Below are 17,955 nucleotides of genomic sequence, written 5' to 3'. Positions count from 1 at the left end.
TCCTTAGCCCAATAAAGTGCGCAAATGCGCGGCGACGCTGTCCTGCGCCACTGCCGTTTGCTCACCGGAGCGCAAATCCTTCACTACAACAGTCCCATCGGCGACTTCAGATTCGCCAAGAACCAGTGCAATACGGGCGCCCCACTTATCGGCGCGGGCAAACTGTTTCTTAAAGTTGCCGCCGCCGTGGTTTGTCATTAGCTTCACGCCTGGCATTTCATCGCGCAGCCGCTCCGCCAGCGTCATTGCCGCAGACTGCGTTTGTGCGCCGGCAGCCACCAGGTATATATCGACAACAGGAGAGGCAATAAATTCCGGATTAACTGCCTGAACTAACAAAACAAGTCGTTCCAGGCCCATCGCAAAGCCCACTGCCGGGGTAGCGCGACCGCCCAGTTGTTCCACCAGACCGTCATAACGACCACCCGCACAGACGGTGCCTTGTGACCCCAGACTGTTTGTTACCCATTCAAATACGGTGCGGTTGTAGTAATCCAGACCGCGTACCAGACGCTGGTTGACGGTGTAGGCAATCCCCGCCGCGTCCAGCAATTTACACAGGCCGGCAAAGTGCTCGCGTGAATCGTCATCGAGATAGTCGCCGAGAGCGGGCGCGTCGTTGAGCAGCGCCTGCACGTCCGGATTTTTTGAATCCAGCACGCGCAGCGGATTGGTATACATGCGGCGTTTGCAGTCTTCGTCCAGCGTCTCTTGATGCTGTTCGAGGAACGCGACCAGCGCATCGCGATAGTTCGCACGCGCCTCTAACGAACCAATAGAGTTCAGCTCCAGGCTAACGTGTTCAGCGATGCCCAGCGCGCGCCACCAGCGTGCGGTCAGCATAATCAGCTCCGCGTCAATATCCGGGCCTTGTAAGCCGAAGACTTCGGCGCCTAGCTGGTGGAACTGACGGTAGCGGCCTTTTTGCGGACGCTCATGACGGAACATCGGGCCGATATACCACAAACGCTGTTCCTGATTGTACAGGAGACCATGTTCGATGCCGGCGCGTACACAGCCCGCCGTACCTTCAGGGCGCAATGTCAGGCTATCGCCGTTGCGATCCTCAAAGGTGTACATCTCTTTTTCAACCACGTCAGTAACTTCACCGATCGCGCGTTTGAATAACGGGGTCTGCTCTACAATCGGCAAGCGGATTTCACTGTAACCGTAGCTGCCGAGCACGTTTTTGAGTGTGCCTTCAATGCGCTGCCAGATGGCGGTTTCGCCAGGCAGATAATCGTTCATGCCGCGAATGGCTTGAATGTTTTTTGCCACGTTTATTCTCTTTCTGAATATAAAAATGAACCCTCAGCGCTTCCCCGAACGAACCGGGAGCCATGCGGGTTCAATCATACACGGGAAGCGCGCCGCTTCCCATCACGTTCTTATTTTTCAACCTGCAGCACGTCAATCCGACGCGCTTCATCAAGTTGACTTGCTTTCGCGCGAATACGGGATTCAAGCTGCGCGATCATATCGTCGTTATCGAGTCTGTCCTTACGCACGCCGTCTTCATACAGGCCGCTTTTCTTATTGCCGCCCGTCACGCCCAGCGTCGATACCAGCGCTTCGCCCGGCCCGTTCACCACGCAACCGATGATCGAGACGTCCATCGGGGTGATGATATCTTCCAAACGCTGCTCCAGCGCGTTCACCGTGCCGATAACGTCGAACTCCTGGCGAGAACAGGTCGGGCAGGCGATGAAATTGATGCCGCGCGCGCGAATGCGCAGCGACTTCAAAATATCGAAACCGACTTTGATCTCTTCCACCGGGTCGGCCGCCAACGATACGCGCAGCGTGTCGCCGATGCCTTCCGATAACAGCAGACCTAAACCGATCGCCGACTTGACTGCCCCGCTACGCGCGCCGCCCGCTTCGGTGATCCCCAGATGCAGCGGCTGATCGATCTGTTTAGCCAACAAACGATAAGACTCAACGGCAAGGAATACATCGGACGCTTTTACGCTCACTTTGAACTGATCAAAGTTGAGACGATCGAGATGATCGACATGGCGCATGGCTGATTCCAGCAGCGCCTGCGGCGTCGGCTCACCGTATTTTTCCTGCAGATCTTTTTCCAGCGATCCGGCATTTACGCCGATACGAATAGGGATGTTTTTGTCTCGCGCGCAGTCCACCACCATACGAATGCGTTCTTCGTTACCGATATTGCCGGGGTTAATACGCAAGCAGTCAACGCCGTATTCCGCTACTTTCAGCGCAATGCGGTAGTCGAAGTGAATATCGGCAACCAGCGGAACTGAAACCTGCTGTTTGATAAGCTTGAACGCTTCGGCGGCGTCCATGGTCGGTACAGAAACACGAACAATATCTGCGCCAACGCGTTCCAGCGCTTTGATCTGATTAACCGTCGCTTCCACGTCAGTGGTACGCGTGTTAGTCATCGACTGGACGGTGATGGGGGCGCCATCGCCAATCGGCACATTCCCAACGTAAATACGTGTCGATTTTCTACGTTGAATCGGAGCCTGGTTATGCATGAAAAATCTCCCGCGTTACCCGTCTGTTACTGCGCCGGTGTCGGTTCGGCATTAAGGGTCAGACGCGCAACCTGATTAGTTCTGATAAAGCGGCTCAGATCGACAGGTTTTCCTTGATACTGGATCTGCACCGCGGCCGGCGCGCCAATTTTAAGTTTATAAGGCGCCTGACCTGTTAGGTTTAAATTACCATCTTTACGCTGCATACCGCTAAACAGCTTCTTACCCGTGGCGTCAGTGACTTCGAGCCAGCAGTCAGCGGTAAAATTCATCACCAGCGCGTTCGGATCGGCAGCAGGCGCCGCTACGCCAGCCTGACTGGTCGGCAGCGCGGACGGCGTTTCCGTTGCCGCTGGCGCGGCAGATGTCGCAGCCGTATCGACATTCGCCTGCGAAGGCGCGACTACCGTATTTTGCGTTGCCGTTGACGCTGGCGTTTGCGTCGCCGCTGTCGAATCAACCGGCGTCGCAGGCGCCGGAGCCGTTTGCGCTGGCGTCGTATCCTGACTTGTCGCGTCACGGGTGTCCAGCGGTACATTTTGGCCGCTGTCTTTATCTGCGTTCAGTTCAGCCGTGCTTTGATCGGCCATTGTCGTGATCTCTTCCTGCTGCGCCTTATGGTTCTGCCACCACCAGGCGCCGGTCAGCCCTACGACCACAAACAGTACCAGCCAGGTAAAAGACATTAACCAGCCGTCACGTTTTTTGCGACGCTTTCCTAATGAGAAACTCTGCATCGGAGCGACTTTGGCGGCGCGCAGCGGGGCCTGTTTTTCCAGCCCCGGCAGCAGTTCCTCTTCTGGAACATGCACCAGACGCGCATATGAGCGGATATATCCGCGCAGGAAGGTTGAAGCAAGATCGGACGGCGCCTTATCTTCTTCAATATCGCGTACCGTAGAAACCTTCAGGCAAAGTCGCTCAGCGACAGCCTGCTGGCTGAGTCCGAGTTGTTCACGGGCATTGCGCAGACGAACGCCGGTGGTTTGTGCTTCATTTTGGTCGTGCGTGGCTTCAGTATTCATTCGCTACAGCTACAGGTACGTGTAAATTAGGATTCAGGCGCCGACGAGCCGTAATGCCCGCCCACACCGCGAAACATCAGGTTAGTTAACCTTAGTCAGACAGTATAAGCCTGTCAGGCCGCAGATGACAAAACCGCGTAAGACACAAGGCTAAACTCTTGTTGCACCGTTACATACTGCCTTAAAGTCGACAAAAACGCACCGTTATTATTGACCAGACAAGTACAACGCCAGACATTATTCAACTGACATTGCGCCACGGTATAATGAATGCACCGTGGCGCAACTGCTATCAAATAGCCTTGATGTCAATCACCTCTCCCTGCATACGCTTACGCAGGGTACGTTTAGTACGGTCAATCACATCGCCTGCCAACTGTCCGCATGCCGCATCAATGTCATCGCCACGCGTCTTGCGTACGATGGTCGTGAAACCATAACTCATCAAAACTTTAGAAAAGCGATCGATACGGCTGTTAGAGCTGCGGCCATACGGCGCGCCAGGGAACGGGTTCCACGGAATCAGATTAATCTTACAAGGCGTCTCTTTTAGTAGCTCCGCCAGTTGATGCGCGTGTTCAGTGCCGTCGTTGACGTGGTCAAGCATCACGTATTCAATCGTCACGCGCCCCTGATTGGCGTTGGATTTCTCCAGATAGCGGCGAACCGCACCCAGGAACGTTTCGATATTGTATTTTTTGTTGATCGGGACGATTTCGTCGCGAATAGTGTCATTCGGCGCATGTAAGGAGATAGCCAGCGCGACATCTATCATATCGCCCAGCTTATCCAGCGCAGGCACCACGCCGGACGTTGAGAGCGTGACACGACGTTTGGACAGGCCGAAACCAAAGTCATCGAGCATAATTTCCATTGCCGGTACGACATTGGTCAGGTTAAGCAATGGCTCGCCCATCCCCATCATGACCACATTGGTGATCGGACGCTGGCCGGTGACTTTGGCCGCGCCGACGATTTTCGCCGCACGCCAGACCTGACCGATAATTTCCGATACGCGCAGGTTGCGGTTAAAGCCCTGCTGCGCAGTTGAACAAAACTTGCACTCCAGCGCGCATCCTACCTGTGAAGAGACACACAGCGTAGCGCGGTCGTCTTCCGGGATATAGACCGTTTCAACGCGCTGATCGCCGACAGCAATCGCCCACTTAATGGTGCCGTCTGAGGAACGCTGCTCTTCAACGACCTCCGGCGCGCGGATTTCCGCGACCTCTTTTAATTTACCGCGCAACACTTTGTTGATGTCGGTCATCTCATCAAAATTATCGCAGCAATAGTGATACATCCATTTCATCACCTGATCGGCGCGGAAAGGCTTTTCACCTAAGTTTTTAAAAAACTCGCGCATCTGCTGACGGTTGAGATCCAGCAGGTTGATTTTTGTTTCGTTGTTAGGAACTACCGGGGTACTGCTTTCAGGTGTGACAATTTGTTCAGACATATGCTATTCCGGCCTCGTTATTACACGTTATGGCCCCTGGAGGGTTGAAAAAAGAAACGCCCCGGTAAGCTTACTGCTCGTCCGGGGGCGCTGCATTGTACAAATTCTGGCGTAAGGATGCCACGTCTGCACGCGGCATTAGCAAAAATAATATTTGAACCGATAATTTATCGCCAACGCATTTACAGCGTGAAAGACGAAGGAGATTAACGGGTGCGCGGGCACACTTCGCCTTCACCGAAGAAAAAGGCGATTTCGCGCTGCGCGGATTCCAGCGAATCCGAACCATGGGTGCCGTTTTCAGTTAAGCTATCAGCGTAGTCGGCGCGCAGCGTACCCGCCAACGCGTTCGCCGGGTTGGTGGCGCCAAGCAGATCGCGGTGACGCTGTACCGCATTTTCACTTTCCAGCACGGATACCACGATAGGGCCAGAGGTCATGAACTCCACCAGACCGTCAAAGAACGGCTTGCCGTCGTGCTCAGCATAGAAGCCGCGCGCCTGCTCAACGGTCAGGTGCAGCATTTTAGTGCCAACAATTTTGAACCCTGCAGCTTCAAAGCGCGCAAAGATGCTGCCAATAACGTTTTTTGCCACCGCGTTGGGTTTAATGATGGAAAAAGTCCGTTCAATAGCCATGTTTACCTCTGAAATATGTTCTGTTGTTATGTCAGGCGCGGATTATAAAGAGCATCCCATCAATTGCCTATGGATGCAGGTAACATTTTTTTAAAATAAAATGAGCATTAGCAACAAAAGTTAAAGGCGCACAGCAAACTCAGGGGACTGACACAGCACGCAGTGCGTGTGTTCAGGCGTGAGAGCATGGAAAGTACGTTTGCAGCTTTCGCAGATGAGCGTATGCACCGCACTATGCCGCGTTAAGGCGGGTTCCACGTCAAACCGCAGCCGTAGCGCCTGATGCGGACATACCGCCGCACAGCCGCCGCATCCCGTACAACGCGCCGCCGCTATCGTCAGGGTATTGTCGTCAAACTGGATAACATTTTCCGGGCAGCTTCGCCAGCAGGCGCCGCACATCCTGCACTCTTGCGGACTGATTTCGGGTACGCATTCGCTGAACGCGGAAAACGCCTGTCTGAGACGCCGTTTCCCCGGCTCGACGGCGCACGGGGTAATGGCGTCGCGCGGAACATGAAACAGAGTGCGCCGCGAGGCGTTAATCTCCGCGCCGACAACGTGTTTGAAAGACCAGCCCGGCTCGCCGTAGCGGCGCAGCGCTAAATTTAGCCCCGCCAGCGCCATCAGCCACTGCGCCGATCGCTCCACCGCAATATCAATAAAGCGAATACCGTACTGGCTGTGCCAGAGAAGCAGTTCATCGACCGTTGGCGCCTGTAGCGAAAACGGCCCCACCAACGTATCCCCCTGCACAAAGCGTTTAACCGGTTTGATACCGGTAATGGCGTCAACAGGACAGACAAACAGACAGTCGCCACAGGCTATGCAGCGTGTCGTATCTATGCTGACCTGCCCCTGCGCCAGCGAAAACGCCTGCGCCGGACAAACATCGGCGCAAGCGCGGCAGGAAGAAAAACGAAAGCGACGACGGACGCAAGCCTGCGTCACGTCTACCGCCGGATCGATCGTCAGGTTAACCATCAGCCAATACTAAAGAAGACGTAGCGCAGCATAATCTCGCCGAGAAGCAGCAATACGCTGCCCGCCACCAGCGTCCCTCTGGCGTTTCGCAGACCGCCTGCGGCAAAGCAGAGCATTCCCGCCGCTGAGACACACCAGCCGAGAAGATAGACGTCGCGCAACTGCGCCAGCGCCTGTAGCGGATGATGCGGGAAAGTGACGACCGTCGTATCCACCGCATTAATATCCGCCAGCCATAGCGGCTGCATGATCAGGCGAATCAGCACCATCAGTGCGACCACTATCACAGCGCAGCGCATTGCGGCGCCAGCGTTGCGCAGATAAGCCAGCGCAATGACTACCGAACCGATAATGCCTGACGTGCCAAAAAACAGCGCCAGCGTGTTGCTATGCTGCCAGGTCGCCACCGAGGCATGGATATAAACCTGCGCCATGCAGAATACATCCACCAGCCCAAACGCTGCCGCCAGCGCCAGCAGCGGCTGCCAGCCTGGCTTTCGGAAAAACAGCAGCACACCCCCTAGCCCCAGCGCCGCCAGATAAAGGCTGGCAAAGACGATTTCGCGACTCAGCCACGAACTGGCGACATGACGTAACGCATTTAGCGCATTCAGGGGATAGCCCATGTGCAGCGCTGAAGCAAGCAGCCCTACGCAGGGCAGTACAAACGCCCCCGCCATCGCGGGAAGCGCGCCGCGTGCAGGCACGCGTCCCTCTACGGCGTACTGGCGGCCCAACGCCAGCCACACTGTCACACCCACAGACCCTTGCAAACAGAGCGTAAAAATCAGCAGCGGTAACTCATGCATGGCGTTTACCCTCTTTTTCTGCGCCCTGATGCGCTTTGACAACCAGATTAGGCTTGGTTATGTATGAATCTGGCAGCCCGTTAACGTCGCATACGCTACCGTACTTCGCGCGCAGTTCATCAATCGGGCCAAACTTGATGGCCTCCAGCGGACAGGTCGCAACACAGACGGGCGGTTCACCTTTCGCCAGTAAATCAACGCACATGTCGCACTTGGACATTTGGCCAGTCTGCTCGTTAAGCTGCGGCGCGCCGTAAGGGCAGGACCAGGCGCAATAGCCACAGCCGACGCATTTGTCGGTATCAACGCGCACGATGCCGTCGCCCGGGCGTTTATGCATAGCGGTAGTCGGGCAATTTTTGGTGCAGACAGGGTCCGCACAGTGGTTGCAGGAAATGGAAAGCGTATAAGCAAATACGTTATTGCTGACCCCGCCCTGCCCGGTCGGGATGAAACTTCCGCCCTTGACTTCATAGACGCGGCGGAAACGACGGCCTACCTCCAGATTGTTTTTGTCTTTGCAGGCCACCTGGCAGGCTTTACAACCGGAGCAGCGTGAGGAGTCGATGAAAAAACCCAGTTGTTTATCGCTCACCGGCGGGTAATGTGTAAACTGACTCATGCTTTAGCCACCTCCACCAGCATGGTTTGATGTGAATTTCCCTTCGCCAGCGCGGTAATACGGGCCGAGCTGAGGACGTTCGCACAGCCGCCTTTATCAATACCGTTCTCATCCGGCTGCCACCAGGCGCCGGCCTGCATCGCGACAACGCCAGGAATAATGCGCGGCGTCACTTCCGCCGGGATTTCGCAAATCCCGCGTGAGTTATGAATGCGCACCATGTCGCCATGCGTAATGCCGCGCTTTTGCGCATCCTGCGGGTTGATCCACAATGTCTGCTGCTGCACTTCAATCAGCCACGGGTTAGCGTATTGCGTTGAGTTGGCGCGGTTTTTTCCTTTCCACGTAATTAACTGGAGCGGAAAATCTTTTGCCAGCGCATCCTCCGGGCCTTCATGTGCAGGAACGTAGTGCGATAACGCCGGGATTTCCGGATGCTGCATGTCGTACAGGCGCTTCGAGAAGATCTCTATTTTCCCTGACGGCGTCGGGAACGGATGATTTTCCGGATCGCGAATATTGTCTTCAAAGGCGATAAATGGCGCGCTTTTGAACAGATGCTGACGGGTCTTTTGCAGCGTGGCGAAATCCGGCAGATTTTCGTCCGGCATCGCCAGGCGCGTCTGTTCCCAGATGTGTTCAATCCACGCTTTCTCATCGCGCCCCTGGCTAAATTCATTCTCAATGCCTAATTTCGCCGCCACCTCACGTAGCCAGTCGTAGTCGGAGCGCCGCTCAAATTCAGGCTCGATCAGCTTTTCAGAGAGTATCAGGTAGCTTGCCGTGCCCCAGGTTTCACCGATGTTCCAGCGTTCCATAAAGCTGGTTTCCGGCAGCAGTAGATCAGCGTATTTCGCGCTCGGCGTCATAAACAGATCGCTGGCGACAATAAACTGGATCTTTGATTCATCCTCCAGTACGCGTACCGCCTGGTGCAGATCGGGGTTCTGATTCGCCAGATAGTTCCCGGCCAGCGAGAACAGAATACGGATGTTACTGTCCAGCTTATCGGCATCTTTCAGCCCCATATCCGGCGTCACTTTGCTGGCGTCGTCTGCGGCCTGTACCCAGTTCATCACCGAAATTTTGGCTTTTACCGGGTTATCCGGCATCTCCGGACCCGCGGCAAATTTACGGTTAGCGCAGCCGCCGTAACCCGCAGCCCAACCGCCTTTGATGCCGACATTACCGGTAATGGTCGCCAGTAGGGTCGAGCCGCGCGCGGTGCGCTCGCCGCAGTTGTGGCGCTGTGGTCCCCACCCCTGAATCAACGCGGCGGGTTTGGTATTCGCGTAATCACGCGCTAACTGGCGAATGGTTTGCGCCGGCACATGGGTGATCTTTTCCGCCCACTCGGGGGACTTAACGACACCGTCTTTGGCGCCGGTCAGATACGCCACCAGCGATTCGTTAGCCGGTACGCCTTCCGGCATTGAGTCTTCGTCAAAACCGATAGCGTAGCGCGCAATAAATGCACGATCGTGCAGATTCTCGCTGATGATGACGTACATCATCGCGTCCATCAGCGCATTGTCGGTGGTGGGCAGTAGCGGGATCCACTGATCCGCCAGCGACGAAACGGTGTCGGAATAGCGCGGATCGACCACGATAAACCGCGTACCGTTCTGCTTCATCTTCTGCAAGAAATAGTTGGTATGACCAAAAATGGTCTCCGTCGGGTTATGGCCCCACAGAATCACCAGTTTGGTCTCCAAAAGCGTATCCAGCGAACTGCCGCTGGCGGCAATGCCGTAAGTATAAGGCGTCGCGGCCGCCGTGTTGCCCATACTCACAGAATGGTAGCTTTCGAGATAGCCGCCGGTCAGATTCAGCAGGCGACGCGCCATTTTATCGCCGGAAAAGGTGCCGCCGGAAACGGCAGTGCCAACATGAACATAGCGCGAAGCCGGGCCATATTTTTCAGTAATCGATTTTAAATTATCGGCGATTAAGGTTGTCGCTTCATCCCAGGAAATTCGCTCGAATTTTCCTTCACCGCGTTTTCCTACGCGCTTCATGGGATATTTAAGTCTGTCAGGATGATAAACAAATTTACGGTATGCGCGTCCACGAACACAGGCACGCATCACCGGCATTTGCGCATCCAGCGCATTATCCGGTCGCGTTGAAATTCGCGTCACGATACCTTCACTGACATGCGCCCGAATATCGCATTTGCCCCCGCAGTCAAAAGTGCTGCATGTCTGGACGACTTTTTCCGCAGGCCTGTTTTCAGTTGCCGTCACAGCGCGCGCCTGAGCGGTAGCTGGCGAGGAGACAAACGGTAACGCAATAAGCGCGGAGCTGGCCTGGATAAAATGGCGACGAGAAATAGCAGGCTGTTCGCCATTTCCCTGGCTTTTTATATTTTTCATGATCCGACTCGTCAAATAAAAACCCATTCTCACGTTTTTAAGTGTTAGATCTCTTGATATTTATCAAGCTCCCTCATTAAGGGTAATTCCGGAAAATTAATAATTCTCATTAACTTTAAATTAAATGAAATTCATAATTTATTCTGAAGAGTTGTTAACGTATTAATTCAAAATTAACCGCTGCAACCTGACCGGACTCATCCATTACGACAAGTTGATAACGTCCAGCGATATTGAGTAATAAAGAAAGACGATTATTTTCGCCATTAACAGGTTCGCCATTTAAAAACCACCAGCGACGCCCTTTACCGCCGGTAGTCGAGACGGGCAGCGTGACGTTTTCCTGGCCTGGCAATTGCCTGATCACCGCGCCATCCCTCACTCCTGACAGCATTAACGGCGCGGCATCATTGCCCTGCAGCGGCGGACAGTGGTCGGACGCCGCTGGCAAGCGGGCGCTACGTCTTTCCGCAGGCGGCAGCCACGGCTCCAGCGGCCGCGGCCAGACGATAAACGTATGCGCACGCGCCTGCGGACAGTCGGCAGCGACACGCCGCCCCGTATCATCCAGCCAGACCGGGAAACGAATACCGTTGATGTCTTCCTGCTCAGGTAACAGCAGCGTGGGCGGCTGGCTATCATCGAGCAGCCATGTCGCCAGTCGGCGGCGACAGTTGCTGTCTCCGGCAGGCAGAGTCTGTCCGCCCGGCCAGCAAATGACGCCGCGGCTTACCGTCTGCGGACGCGGATCTTCCGGCAGGCGTCCCGTATGCGCCAGTAACAGATTATTGACCTGGTTAAGCAATGGCACCGCGCTGGCAAAACCAAATTGCCCCACCACAGGCGTGCCGTCGGGCCTGCCTGTCCAGATGCCGATGATATAGCGCGCGTTAACGCCAATAGCCCACGCATCGCGATAGCCGTAACTGGTGCCGGTTTTCCACGCCAACGGCACAATGCGCGGCAGCGCGTTATCCGGCAAGGGTTGCGCTTCATCCGCCATAATCCGTCGAATGATCCACGCCGCTCCCGGCGACATTAATGGTCTTTCCGACAGCGGATCGTCCGGCTGTAACCGTAATTTCGCCGCTTTCCCATGACGAGCGAACGCGCTGTATGCCGCCGCCATCTCGTCAAGCCGCGCGCCCGCGCCGCCCAGAATCAGCGAAAGATTGGGCGCCGCGCCAGCAGGCAAATATAGCGGCAGGCCGACGTTACGCAGTTTTGCCGCAAATCGTTTCGGCCCATAGGCTTCAAGCACCTGAACGGCAGGCAGATTCAGCGAGCGTACCAGCGCGTCGCTCATGCTGACCGGGCCGTGAAATCCGCTGTCGAAGTTTCCCGGGCGGTAATCTCCGGTGCGGCGCGGAACGTCCTGTAATAATGATGCGGGATGGATCAAGCCGTCATCCAGCGCCAGACCGTACACAAAGGGTTTGAGTACCGATCCCGGCGATCGGATCGCCGTTACCATGTCGACATGACCAAAACGGCTGTCGTCATTAAGGTCTACCGATCCTACCCAGCCGCGCACGCTCATATCGGTATGATCGACGACGATCATCGCCAACGAACTGCGTGCCGGCAGCCGCCCTTTCCATGCCCGCGCCAGATCTTCCAGTTGCCGCTGCAATCCGGCGTCCAGCGTGGTCACAATTTTGTCGTTCTGGCTTTTACTCAACATCATTCGGGCAAAAAGCGGCGCCAGTTGCGGCATTTGACGCGGCGCCAGCCAGACCGGTTCTTCACGCGACTCGCGTACCGTTTCGGCAGGCCAGACGCCCTGAGCCGCCATCCGATCCAGCACTTTATTTCGTGCCGCTTCGGCTCTCGCAGGCCAGCGGTCGGGGCGTAACCGGCTCGGCGCCTGCGGCAATACGGCCAGCAGCGCCGCGTCAGCGTAACTCAGGCGCGCGGGCGGCTTGCCGAAGTAGGCCCAGCTTGCAGCGCCAATACCCTGTAGCGTGCCGCCGAACGGCGCGCGGTTCAGGTACAGCGTCAGGATATCGCGCTTGGACAAATGCCATTCAAGCTGGAGGGCGCGCCAAAGCTGGCGGATTTTACCGCCGAACGTGCGCGAATGCGGATCCAGCAGTCTCGCCACCTGCATAGTCAGCGTACTGCCGCCGGAAATAACGCGCCCGGCGGTAAGATCCTGCCACGCCGCGCGCGCGACGGAGAAAGGGTTAACGCCAGGGTGCCGCCAGAACCAGCGATCTTCGTAATTGATTAAGGCCTCCAGGTAACGGGGAGAGACCTCTTCAATCGTCACCGGATAACGCCAGATCCCCCCGGCGTCGGCAAAGCGCCACAGCGGCGTACCGTCATGGGCTACCACGACCCGCGCAGGATGGACCTCATTGAGCGGCAGCGGCCAGAGTTTATCCGCCGCCCATAACGCCAGGAAAATAAAAAGCGGCGCGCCCGCCAGCCACAGCCAGCGGCCACGTTTACCACGCCAACCGTTCATTTAAGGCGTCACAATCAGCAGCCCCTCGCTCGCGCCGGTTGCCCGCCACTGAGGCACGTACATCGATTCCACCTGCGGTTGCGCAAGCTGGTACGTCCCCGGCGTTACCGCGCGCGCCAGGTAGACCAGCGTCACGGGCTGGCCCTCATTGACAACGACGGCAGCCACAAACCGATCGTCGCGGAATTCCATATACTGAATATCCGCCTGCTGCATCTGATTAAGCAGATTTTGCACTTCGCTACCGCTCTCCGGCAGGCTGGCGCTGCTGTCAGCCAGATTCTGGTTTTCCAGCTCCAGTCCGGCCGGGAGCAGGTCCACCACCAGCGCATCCGGCACATTGCGATCGGCCACTACCGTTAACCAGACCAGCACCACTTCGCCGCTACGCAACGAGGACAGCGATTTGCGCTGACCATCGGTCCCCAGTATTTGTCGTTCAATCTGCAAAACGTTGCTGGCAGGCTCAGGCGCAGATGAGGGATAACCGCTGCTATCCAGACGCAACCATAGCGGCTGGCTACCGGTGTTCGTCACCTCAAGGGCGGCCAGCTGGTCAGCATCCAGATTACGGGTCAGCGCCTTGTCGCCCGACAGCGGCTGCGCCTCTAACGAGGTCTGCGCCTGCCAGGCGCCCGCGCTGGCCTGTCGCGAATGCGCGGCGAGGAACAAGGCATTGTTCTCCTGGGTAGAGAGCCAGCGCTGACCGAAGGCCTGCTCAGAAAGCGAGCTTAATAGCGCGTTTTGCGCGTCCGGTCTGAGGTTGTTCTCTTCCAGTAGCGACAACATCAGAGCGTTATCGCGCAGAGAACTGCCGTAATCCGCTATCCATTGCCGTTCGTCCTGACGCGGCGTATTCAGCGCCAGCGTAATGGCCTCTTCGCCGCGTCTGGCATCACCCATCGTGTTTAACGCGATGCCCAATTGCATCAGCGGCAGTCCTGAAGCCGCCTGACTACGGCGCTCCCAGATTTCGCGCAGCGCGCCGAGCGGCGCTTTCTGCTGACGCGCCAGTACCAGCGCGGCGTAAGCCTGAGCGGCAAAAGTACTGGCCTGGGTATTATCGCTATAACGAATCAGCATCGTGCCGGGATCCTGCAGATAACGCAGCAGTCGCTCATTGCCCCGGTTAATGGCTTCCGGCGGGACGCTATATCCCTGCTCGCCCGCGCGAATGAGGAAATCCATCGCGTAGGCCGTTAGCCAGGGCTCTTCCGCCCCATCTTCATCCCATAGCGCAAAACCGCCGTTATCACGCTGCATCTGTAGTACCCGTGAGATGCCGATATCCACTGCGGCGCGCCGTTTTTCATCGCTATCGCCGGTAATACCGAGCGACTGCAATTGAGCGGCATTGGTATACAGCGCCGGGAATAACCCGCTGGTGGTTTGTTCCAGGCACCCGTACGGATATGCTTTCAGCTCGCGAATGTAGCGCGCCAGATTGAGCGGCGGTTTTCCGCTTAACAGCAGTTGTCCCTGTAACGTGGCTGGCGAGACGTTTGCCAGATGCTGCTCTGGTACATGCCAGCTCTCTCCCGGCGCCAGCGCAATGCCGCTATTTACCGTTTGGGCAGGCCAGGCCGGACGCACGCCGATTTGCCACTGCTTATGCTGCGCGCCGAGGGTTTCTCCCGGCAGATTCAGACCGCTAATGGTCGCCTGGATTTCGCCTTCGCCAAAACCTTCCAGCGCGCGTACCGGAACGAATAAGGTGGTGCGCACGCCCGGCGCCAGGTTGACCGGTTGCGGCTGCTGGCTAAGCAGTTCCAGTAACCCACTGGCGGCGAGCGCAATATTCAGCGTCTGCGGGCGGTCGGTCAGATTGGTGACGTCCAGCACCAGTCGCGAAACATCCCCTCCCGCCAGAAAACGCGGCATATTCAGCTCGGCAATCACTGGCGCGGCGACAACAACTTTGCTTTCGCCGCGACCAAAATCGTCCGCTGTCCATGCCTGCGCCATAACCCGCAGTTCGCCGTTAAAGTCGCCAATCGGCAGCGTTACGACCCCTTCGCCCTGCTCATTGAGCGTGATCGGCTGCGCCTGCTGCGCGATGATATTGACATGGTTTACCGGCGGTTTTCCGCCGCGCTTAAGGTCGTCGCCATCGCCGCCAAAACGCAACGCCGCCAGCCGCCCCTGCCCTTCAATGACCTGGCCGTAAATATCGTAGATATCCGCACCGTAGCGTTTTTGACCGAAGAACGCCTGCCACGGGTCCGGCGTCGCGTAATCGGTGATATTCAATACGCCGCTATCGACCGCGGAGACCAGCACGTTGATCTGTTTTGGCATTTCGCCGTGTTTAACGCTGGCTTTCACCCTGACGGTGAGCGGCTGATTCGGGCGCATTTTAGCCGGGCTTTCCAGCGCCAGATCGAGGCGGCGGTTTTCATCCCCCAGCGGTAGGTGTAGTAACCCTACGGCGCGTTTTGGCGTCGCGGAACGAGATTTATCACCGGGACGCACCACCAGCGTACTGAGATAGAGATCGTGGCGATTCCAGGTTTTATCCACCGGAATCGTGAGCTCCAGACCTTGTGCCGGCACATCGATCGCCTGCCACCACAGCGGACCATCGCTGGACTCCACCATCGCATAACCTTTACCGGCGACCGGCGCGGCGATATGCAATTTCATGGTGTCGCCTGGACGATAATTCGCTTTATCCAGTTTGAGGGTGACGCGATCCGGACGCGCCGCGCCGCTACCGTCGCTGTTATCCTGCCAGCTATAGCCGGCCCAGAAACGAACGCTGCTGACCGTCTCATTCGGCGCTTTGACCTCCAGACGGTACGCGCCCCATTCCACCGGGAAGCTGACTTTTCCGGTTTCATCCGCGTTCAGATCCAGCGTCTGCTCGCCCTCCACCAGATCTTTTTGATCAAACTGCGACTGCCAGCCTTCGCTTTCCGACCAGTTCCAGTAATAGTCGCGACGCTCGCGGATGAGCCGCACCTGTAAACCGGACACCGCTTTTTTCTCGCCCTGCGCGTTGGCGTAAACAATATCGAATGCGGCGTTGCTGTCTTCGTCGACAATCGGTTGATTAACGGTGGTATCCGTACGGTAGTCGTATACCGCTTTGGCGGCGAACTGTGGACGAATTCCCGGTAACGTATCGGCAGGCCAAATCGCCTGCTCTACGCGACGAGTGACCGGACGACCGCCAGACTCCAGCAGGCTGGCCTGTAGAATTACCTGCAGCGGCGAATGCGCTTCTTGCCACTGGCTGGCAGCACTCACTTCACCACGTCCGCCTTTATCCAACGTCAGTTGAACTTCGTCCAGGCTGCGCGAAAGATTCTCTTCGGCAATATTGCCGAACTGGAAGCCAGGCAACGCCGCGACAGCGTCGCGCAGCGGACGCAGGAAAAGTTGCCCTTGCAGGGTATTGCCGATAGCAGGCGCGCCATACAAGTAATAGCCGACAACGGAGAATTTCACCTCATCCGCAGGCGCCAGCGGTGTTTTTTGCGCCGTCAGGTTGAGCGCCATCCGCTCCGGCATAAAGTCTTCCACATGGAAATCCCAACTCCGCAGCAAATTATCGCCGGTGTTGGCGCGGACATGCCACAAGCCGGTCGGCGCGTTGATATCCAGCGGATAATTCAAACGGTATAGCCCGTTTTCCGGCTGGCTGACGATGGTACTCATCACCTGTCCGTCTGGTTTTACCACTTCCAGCTTAACGGGTTGATCGGGCAGCGTTTTACCGTCGCTATCGCGCAGTAATCCGTTGAGGATAACCGTTTCGCCCGGGCGGTAGAGATCGCGCGGGCCGAACATAAAAAACTGCTTGCTGTAGCCGGGCGCGCCAGCGACATTAAATTCCGACAGATCCAGAGCCGGAAGCGTGAGATCGAGCAGCGTGGTCTGCTCCTCTTTACGCGCCAGTAATAGCGCCGCCGCTTTATCAGCTTCCAGTTGCACATGTCCCTGCGCGTCGCTCGTCGCCTGCGCCAGCGTCTGCCCTTTATCATTCAGAAGAACAATCTCAATTCCCGACTGCGCCGCGCCGTTTTCCAGGCTTTGCGTAAAGATATCCAGCCGATTATGGTAACGGTGCGCGGACACGCCGATATCGCTAAGGGTAAACAACGTAGCGGCATTACTATAGTTGTAGTGTCCAGCCTGATTCATTACCGCCACATATACGCCCGCCTGTTGCAGCGGCTTAATATCGCTTAATGGCAGCAGCAGTTTCTCACGCGTATTGCGCGCCGGATTAAGATCAAAACGACCGGTATAAACCAAATCCGCCATTTTCAGCAGATTGTCGGACTCCCAGTTAGAGAGAGAACTACGGTACTCCCACTGGCTGACAAATGACGCCAGCGATCCGGGCTTAACGCGGAAAAAGTTCACATCAACGTGGTTGACGTTAAGCGCCATGACCGGCAGTCCTTCCGCGATTTTCCCCGGTAGCAGCGATCCCCGGCTGGCAAAGCCGACGCTGGGCTGGACATCACGCGTGGTAATCGTTTTTTCATAAGACTTGCCGAAGGTGGCGTTATTCAGCGCTTTAACGGCGGGATCAACCGTGACCACCAGCACGCGTTCAGGTTCCAGATGACGTAACCTTAGCTCTTTTAAATTTGGCGCCAGCTCCCATGCGCCGTCAACGCTGCCGCTTTTCTTATCAACCACGTGAACCACACGGGAGAAATCCTGTTCAGGATCTAAAGGAATTGAAAACGTCAACACCAGCGTCGCCGCGCCGTCGAGCTGCGCTTCGGAGGCGTCTAATAGCGTGAGCGCTTTGCCCTGGCTTTGCTGCGCCAGCTTTTGTAGCTGTGCCGGGTCTTGCGCGGGCGAGGGCTGCGCTACGGCTGGCGCTTCGCTTTTAGTCGTCGGGGCGGTTTTATCGTTGTTATCGCATCCCGCCAGCGCCAGCATGATCATGCAGGCCACCACGCGTAAATGTTTCATCTTTCATCCCTGGCCTTAACGGCCTGTCAGCAACGGTTGATGAGATATTATGCGCGAGAAATTTTATTGTGTAAGTCCGTATTACTGTGATGATGCGAAAATTTTACGCAGAAATGTGGTTTCGCCAGCCA

General features: G+C 56.5%; 11 protein-coding genes. All 11 read right to left on the bottom strand.

Annotated elements, in window-relative coordinates:
- Positions 1-3: 3 nt before the first annotated feature.
- Complete coding sequence (gene hisS, locus ACLJPE_RS17270) at positions 4-1,278, bottom strand: histidine--tRNA ligase (RefSeq protein WP_001107141.1); 1,275 nt, start codon at positions 1,276-1,278, stop codon at positions 4-6.
- Positions 1,279-1,388: 110 nt separating this feature from the next.
- Positions 1,389-2,507, bottom strand: coding sequence for a flavodoxin-dependent (E)-4-hydroxy-3-methylbut-2-enyl-diphosphate synthase (gene ispG, locus ACLJPE_RS17265; protein WP_031568494.1), 1,119 nt, complete (start codon positions 2,505-2,507; stop codon positions 1,389-1,391).
- A gap of 26 nt (positions 2,508-2,533) precedes the next feature.
- Positions 2,534-3,532 carry a cytoskeleton protein RodZ gene (gene rodZ / locus ACLJPE_RS17260; RefSeq protein ID WP_001090886.1) on the bottom strand — a complete coding sequence of 333 codons (999 nt, stop codon included), beginning with the start codon at positions 3,530-3,532 and terminating at the stop codon, positions 2,534-2,536.
- Positions 3,533-3,824: 292 nt separating this feature from the next.
- Positions 3,825-4,991: a bifunctional tRNA (adenosine(37)-C2)-methyltransferase TrmG/ribosomal RNA large subunit methyltransferase RlmN gene (locus tag ACLJPE_RS17255; protein ID WP_000003213.1), complete on the bottom strand. Its 1,167-nt coding sequence runs from the start codon at positions 4,989-4,991 to the stop codon at positions 3,825-3,827.
- Between the two features lie 206 nt (positions 4,992-5,197).
- A complete protein-coding gene (gene ndk / locus ACLJPE_RS17250; protein WP_000963846.1) occupies positions 5,198-5,629 on the bottom strand; it encodes a nucleoside-diphosphate kinase in 432 nt (143 codons plus the stop codon).
- A 120-nt stretch (positions 5,630-5,749) separates the two neighbouring features.
- Positions 5,750-6,613, bottom strand: coding sequence for a 4Fe-4S binding protein (locus ACLJPE_RS17245; protein ID WP_023221405.1), 864 nt, complete (start codon positions 6,611-6,613; stop codon positions 5,750-5,752).
- Positions 6,613-7,422 carry a dimethyl sulfoxide reductase anchor subunit family protein gene (locus ACLJPE_RS17240; protein WP_039514326.1) on the bottom strand — a complete coding sequence of 270 codons (810 nt, stop codon included), beginning with the start codon at positions 7,420-7,422 and terminating at the stop codon, positions 6,613-6,615. The genes ACLJPE_RS17245 and ACLJPE_RS17240 overlap by 1 nt, the downstream gene beginning before the upstream one ends.
- Positions 7,415-8,044, bottom strand: coding sequence for a DMSO/selenate family reductase complex B subunit (locus ACLJPE_RS17235; RefSeq protein WP_039514328.1), 630 nt, complete (start codon positions 8,042-8,044; stop codon positions 7,415-7,417). The genes ACLJPE_RS17240 and ACLJPE_RS17235 overlap by 8 nt, the downstream gene beginning before the upstream one ends.
- Positions 8,041-10,419 carry a DMSO/selenate family reductase complex A subunit gene (locus tag ACLJPE_RS17230; RefSeq protein WP_023214301.1) on the bottom strand — a complete coding sequence of 793 codons (2,379 nt, stop codon included), beginning with the start codon at positions 10,417-10,419 and terminating at the stop codon, positions 8,041-8,043. Before ACLJPE_RS17230 ends, ACLJPE_RS17235 begins: the two co-directional genes overlap by 4 nt.
- A gap of 154 nt (positions 10,420-10,573) precedes the next feature.
- On the bottom strand, positions 10,574-12,889 hold the full coding sequence (pbpC, locus tag ACLJPE_RS17225) for a peptidoglycan glycosyltransferase PbpC (protein WP_023201541.1): 2,316 nt from the start codon (positions 12,887-12,889) through the stop codon (positions 10,574-10,576).
- On the bottom strand, positions 12,890-17,824 hold the full coding sequence (locus ACLJPE_RS17220) for an alpha-2-macroglobulin family protein (protein ID WP_039514329.1): 4,935 nt from the start codon (positions 17,822-17,824) through the stop codon (positions 12,890-12,892). It lies immediately after the preceding gene.
- Between the last annotated feature and the right edge of the window lie 131 nt (positions 17,825-17,955).

The sequence above is a fragment of the Salmonella sp. SAL04196 genome (genome assembly GCF_046550835.1).
GTDB classification, from domain to species: Bacteria; Pseudomonadota; Gammaproteobacteria; order Enterobacterales; family Enterobacteriaceae; genus Salmonella; species Salmonella enterica.
This window is presented reverse-complemented; position numbering and strand designations above follow the sequence as displayed.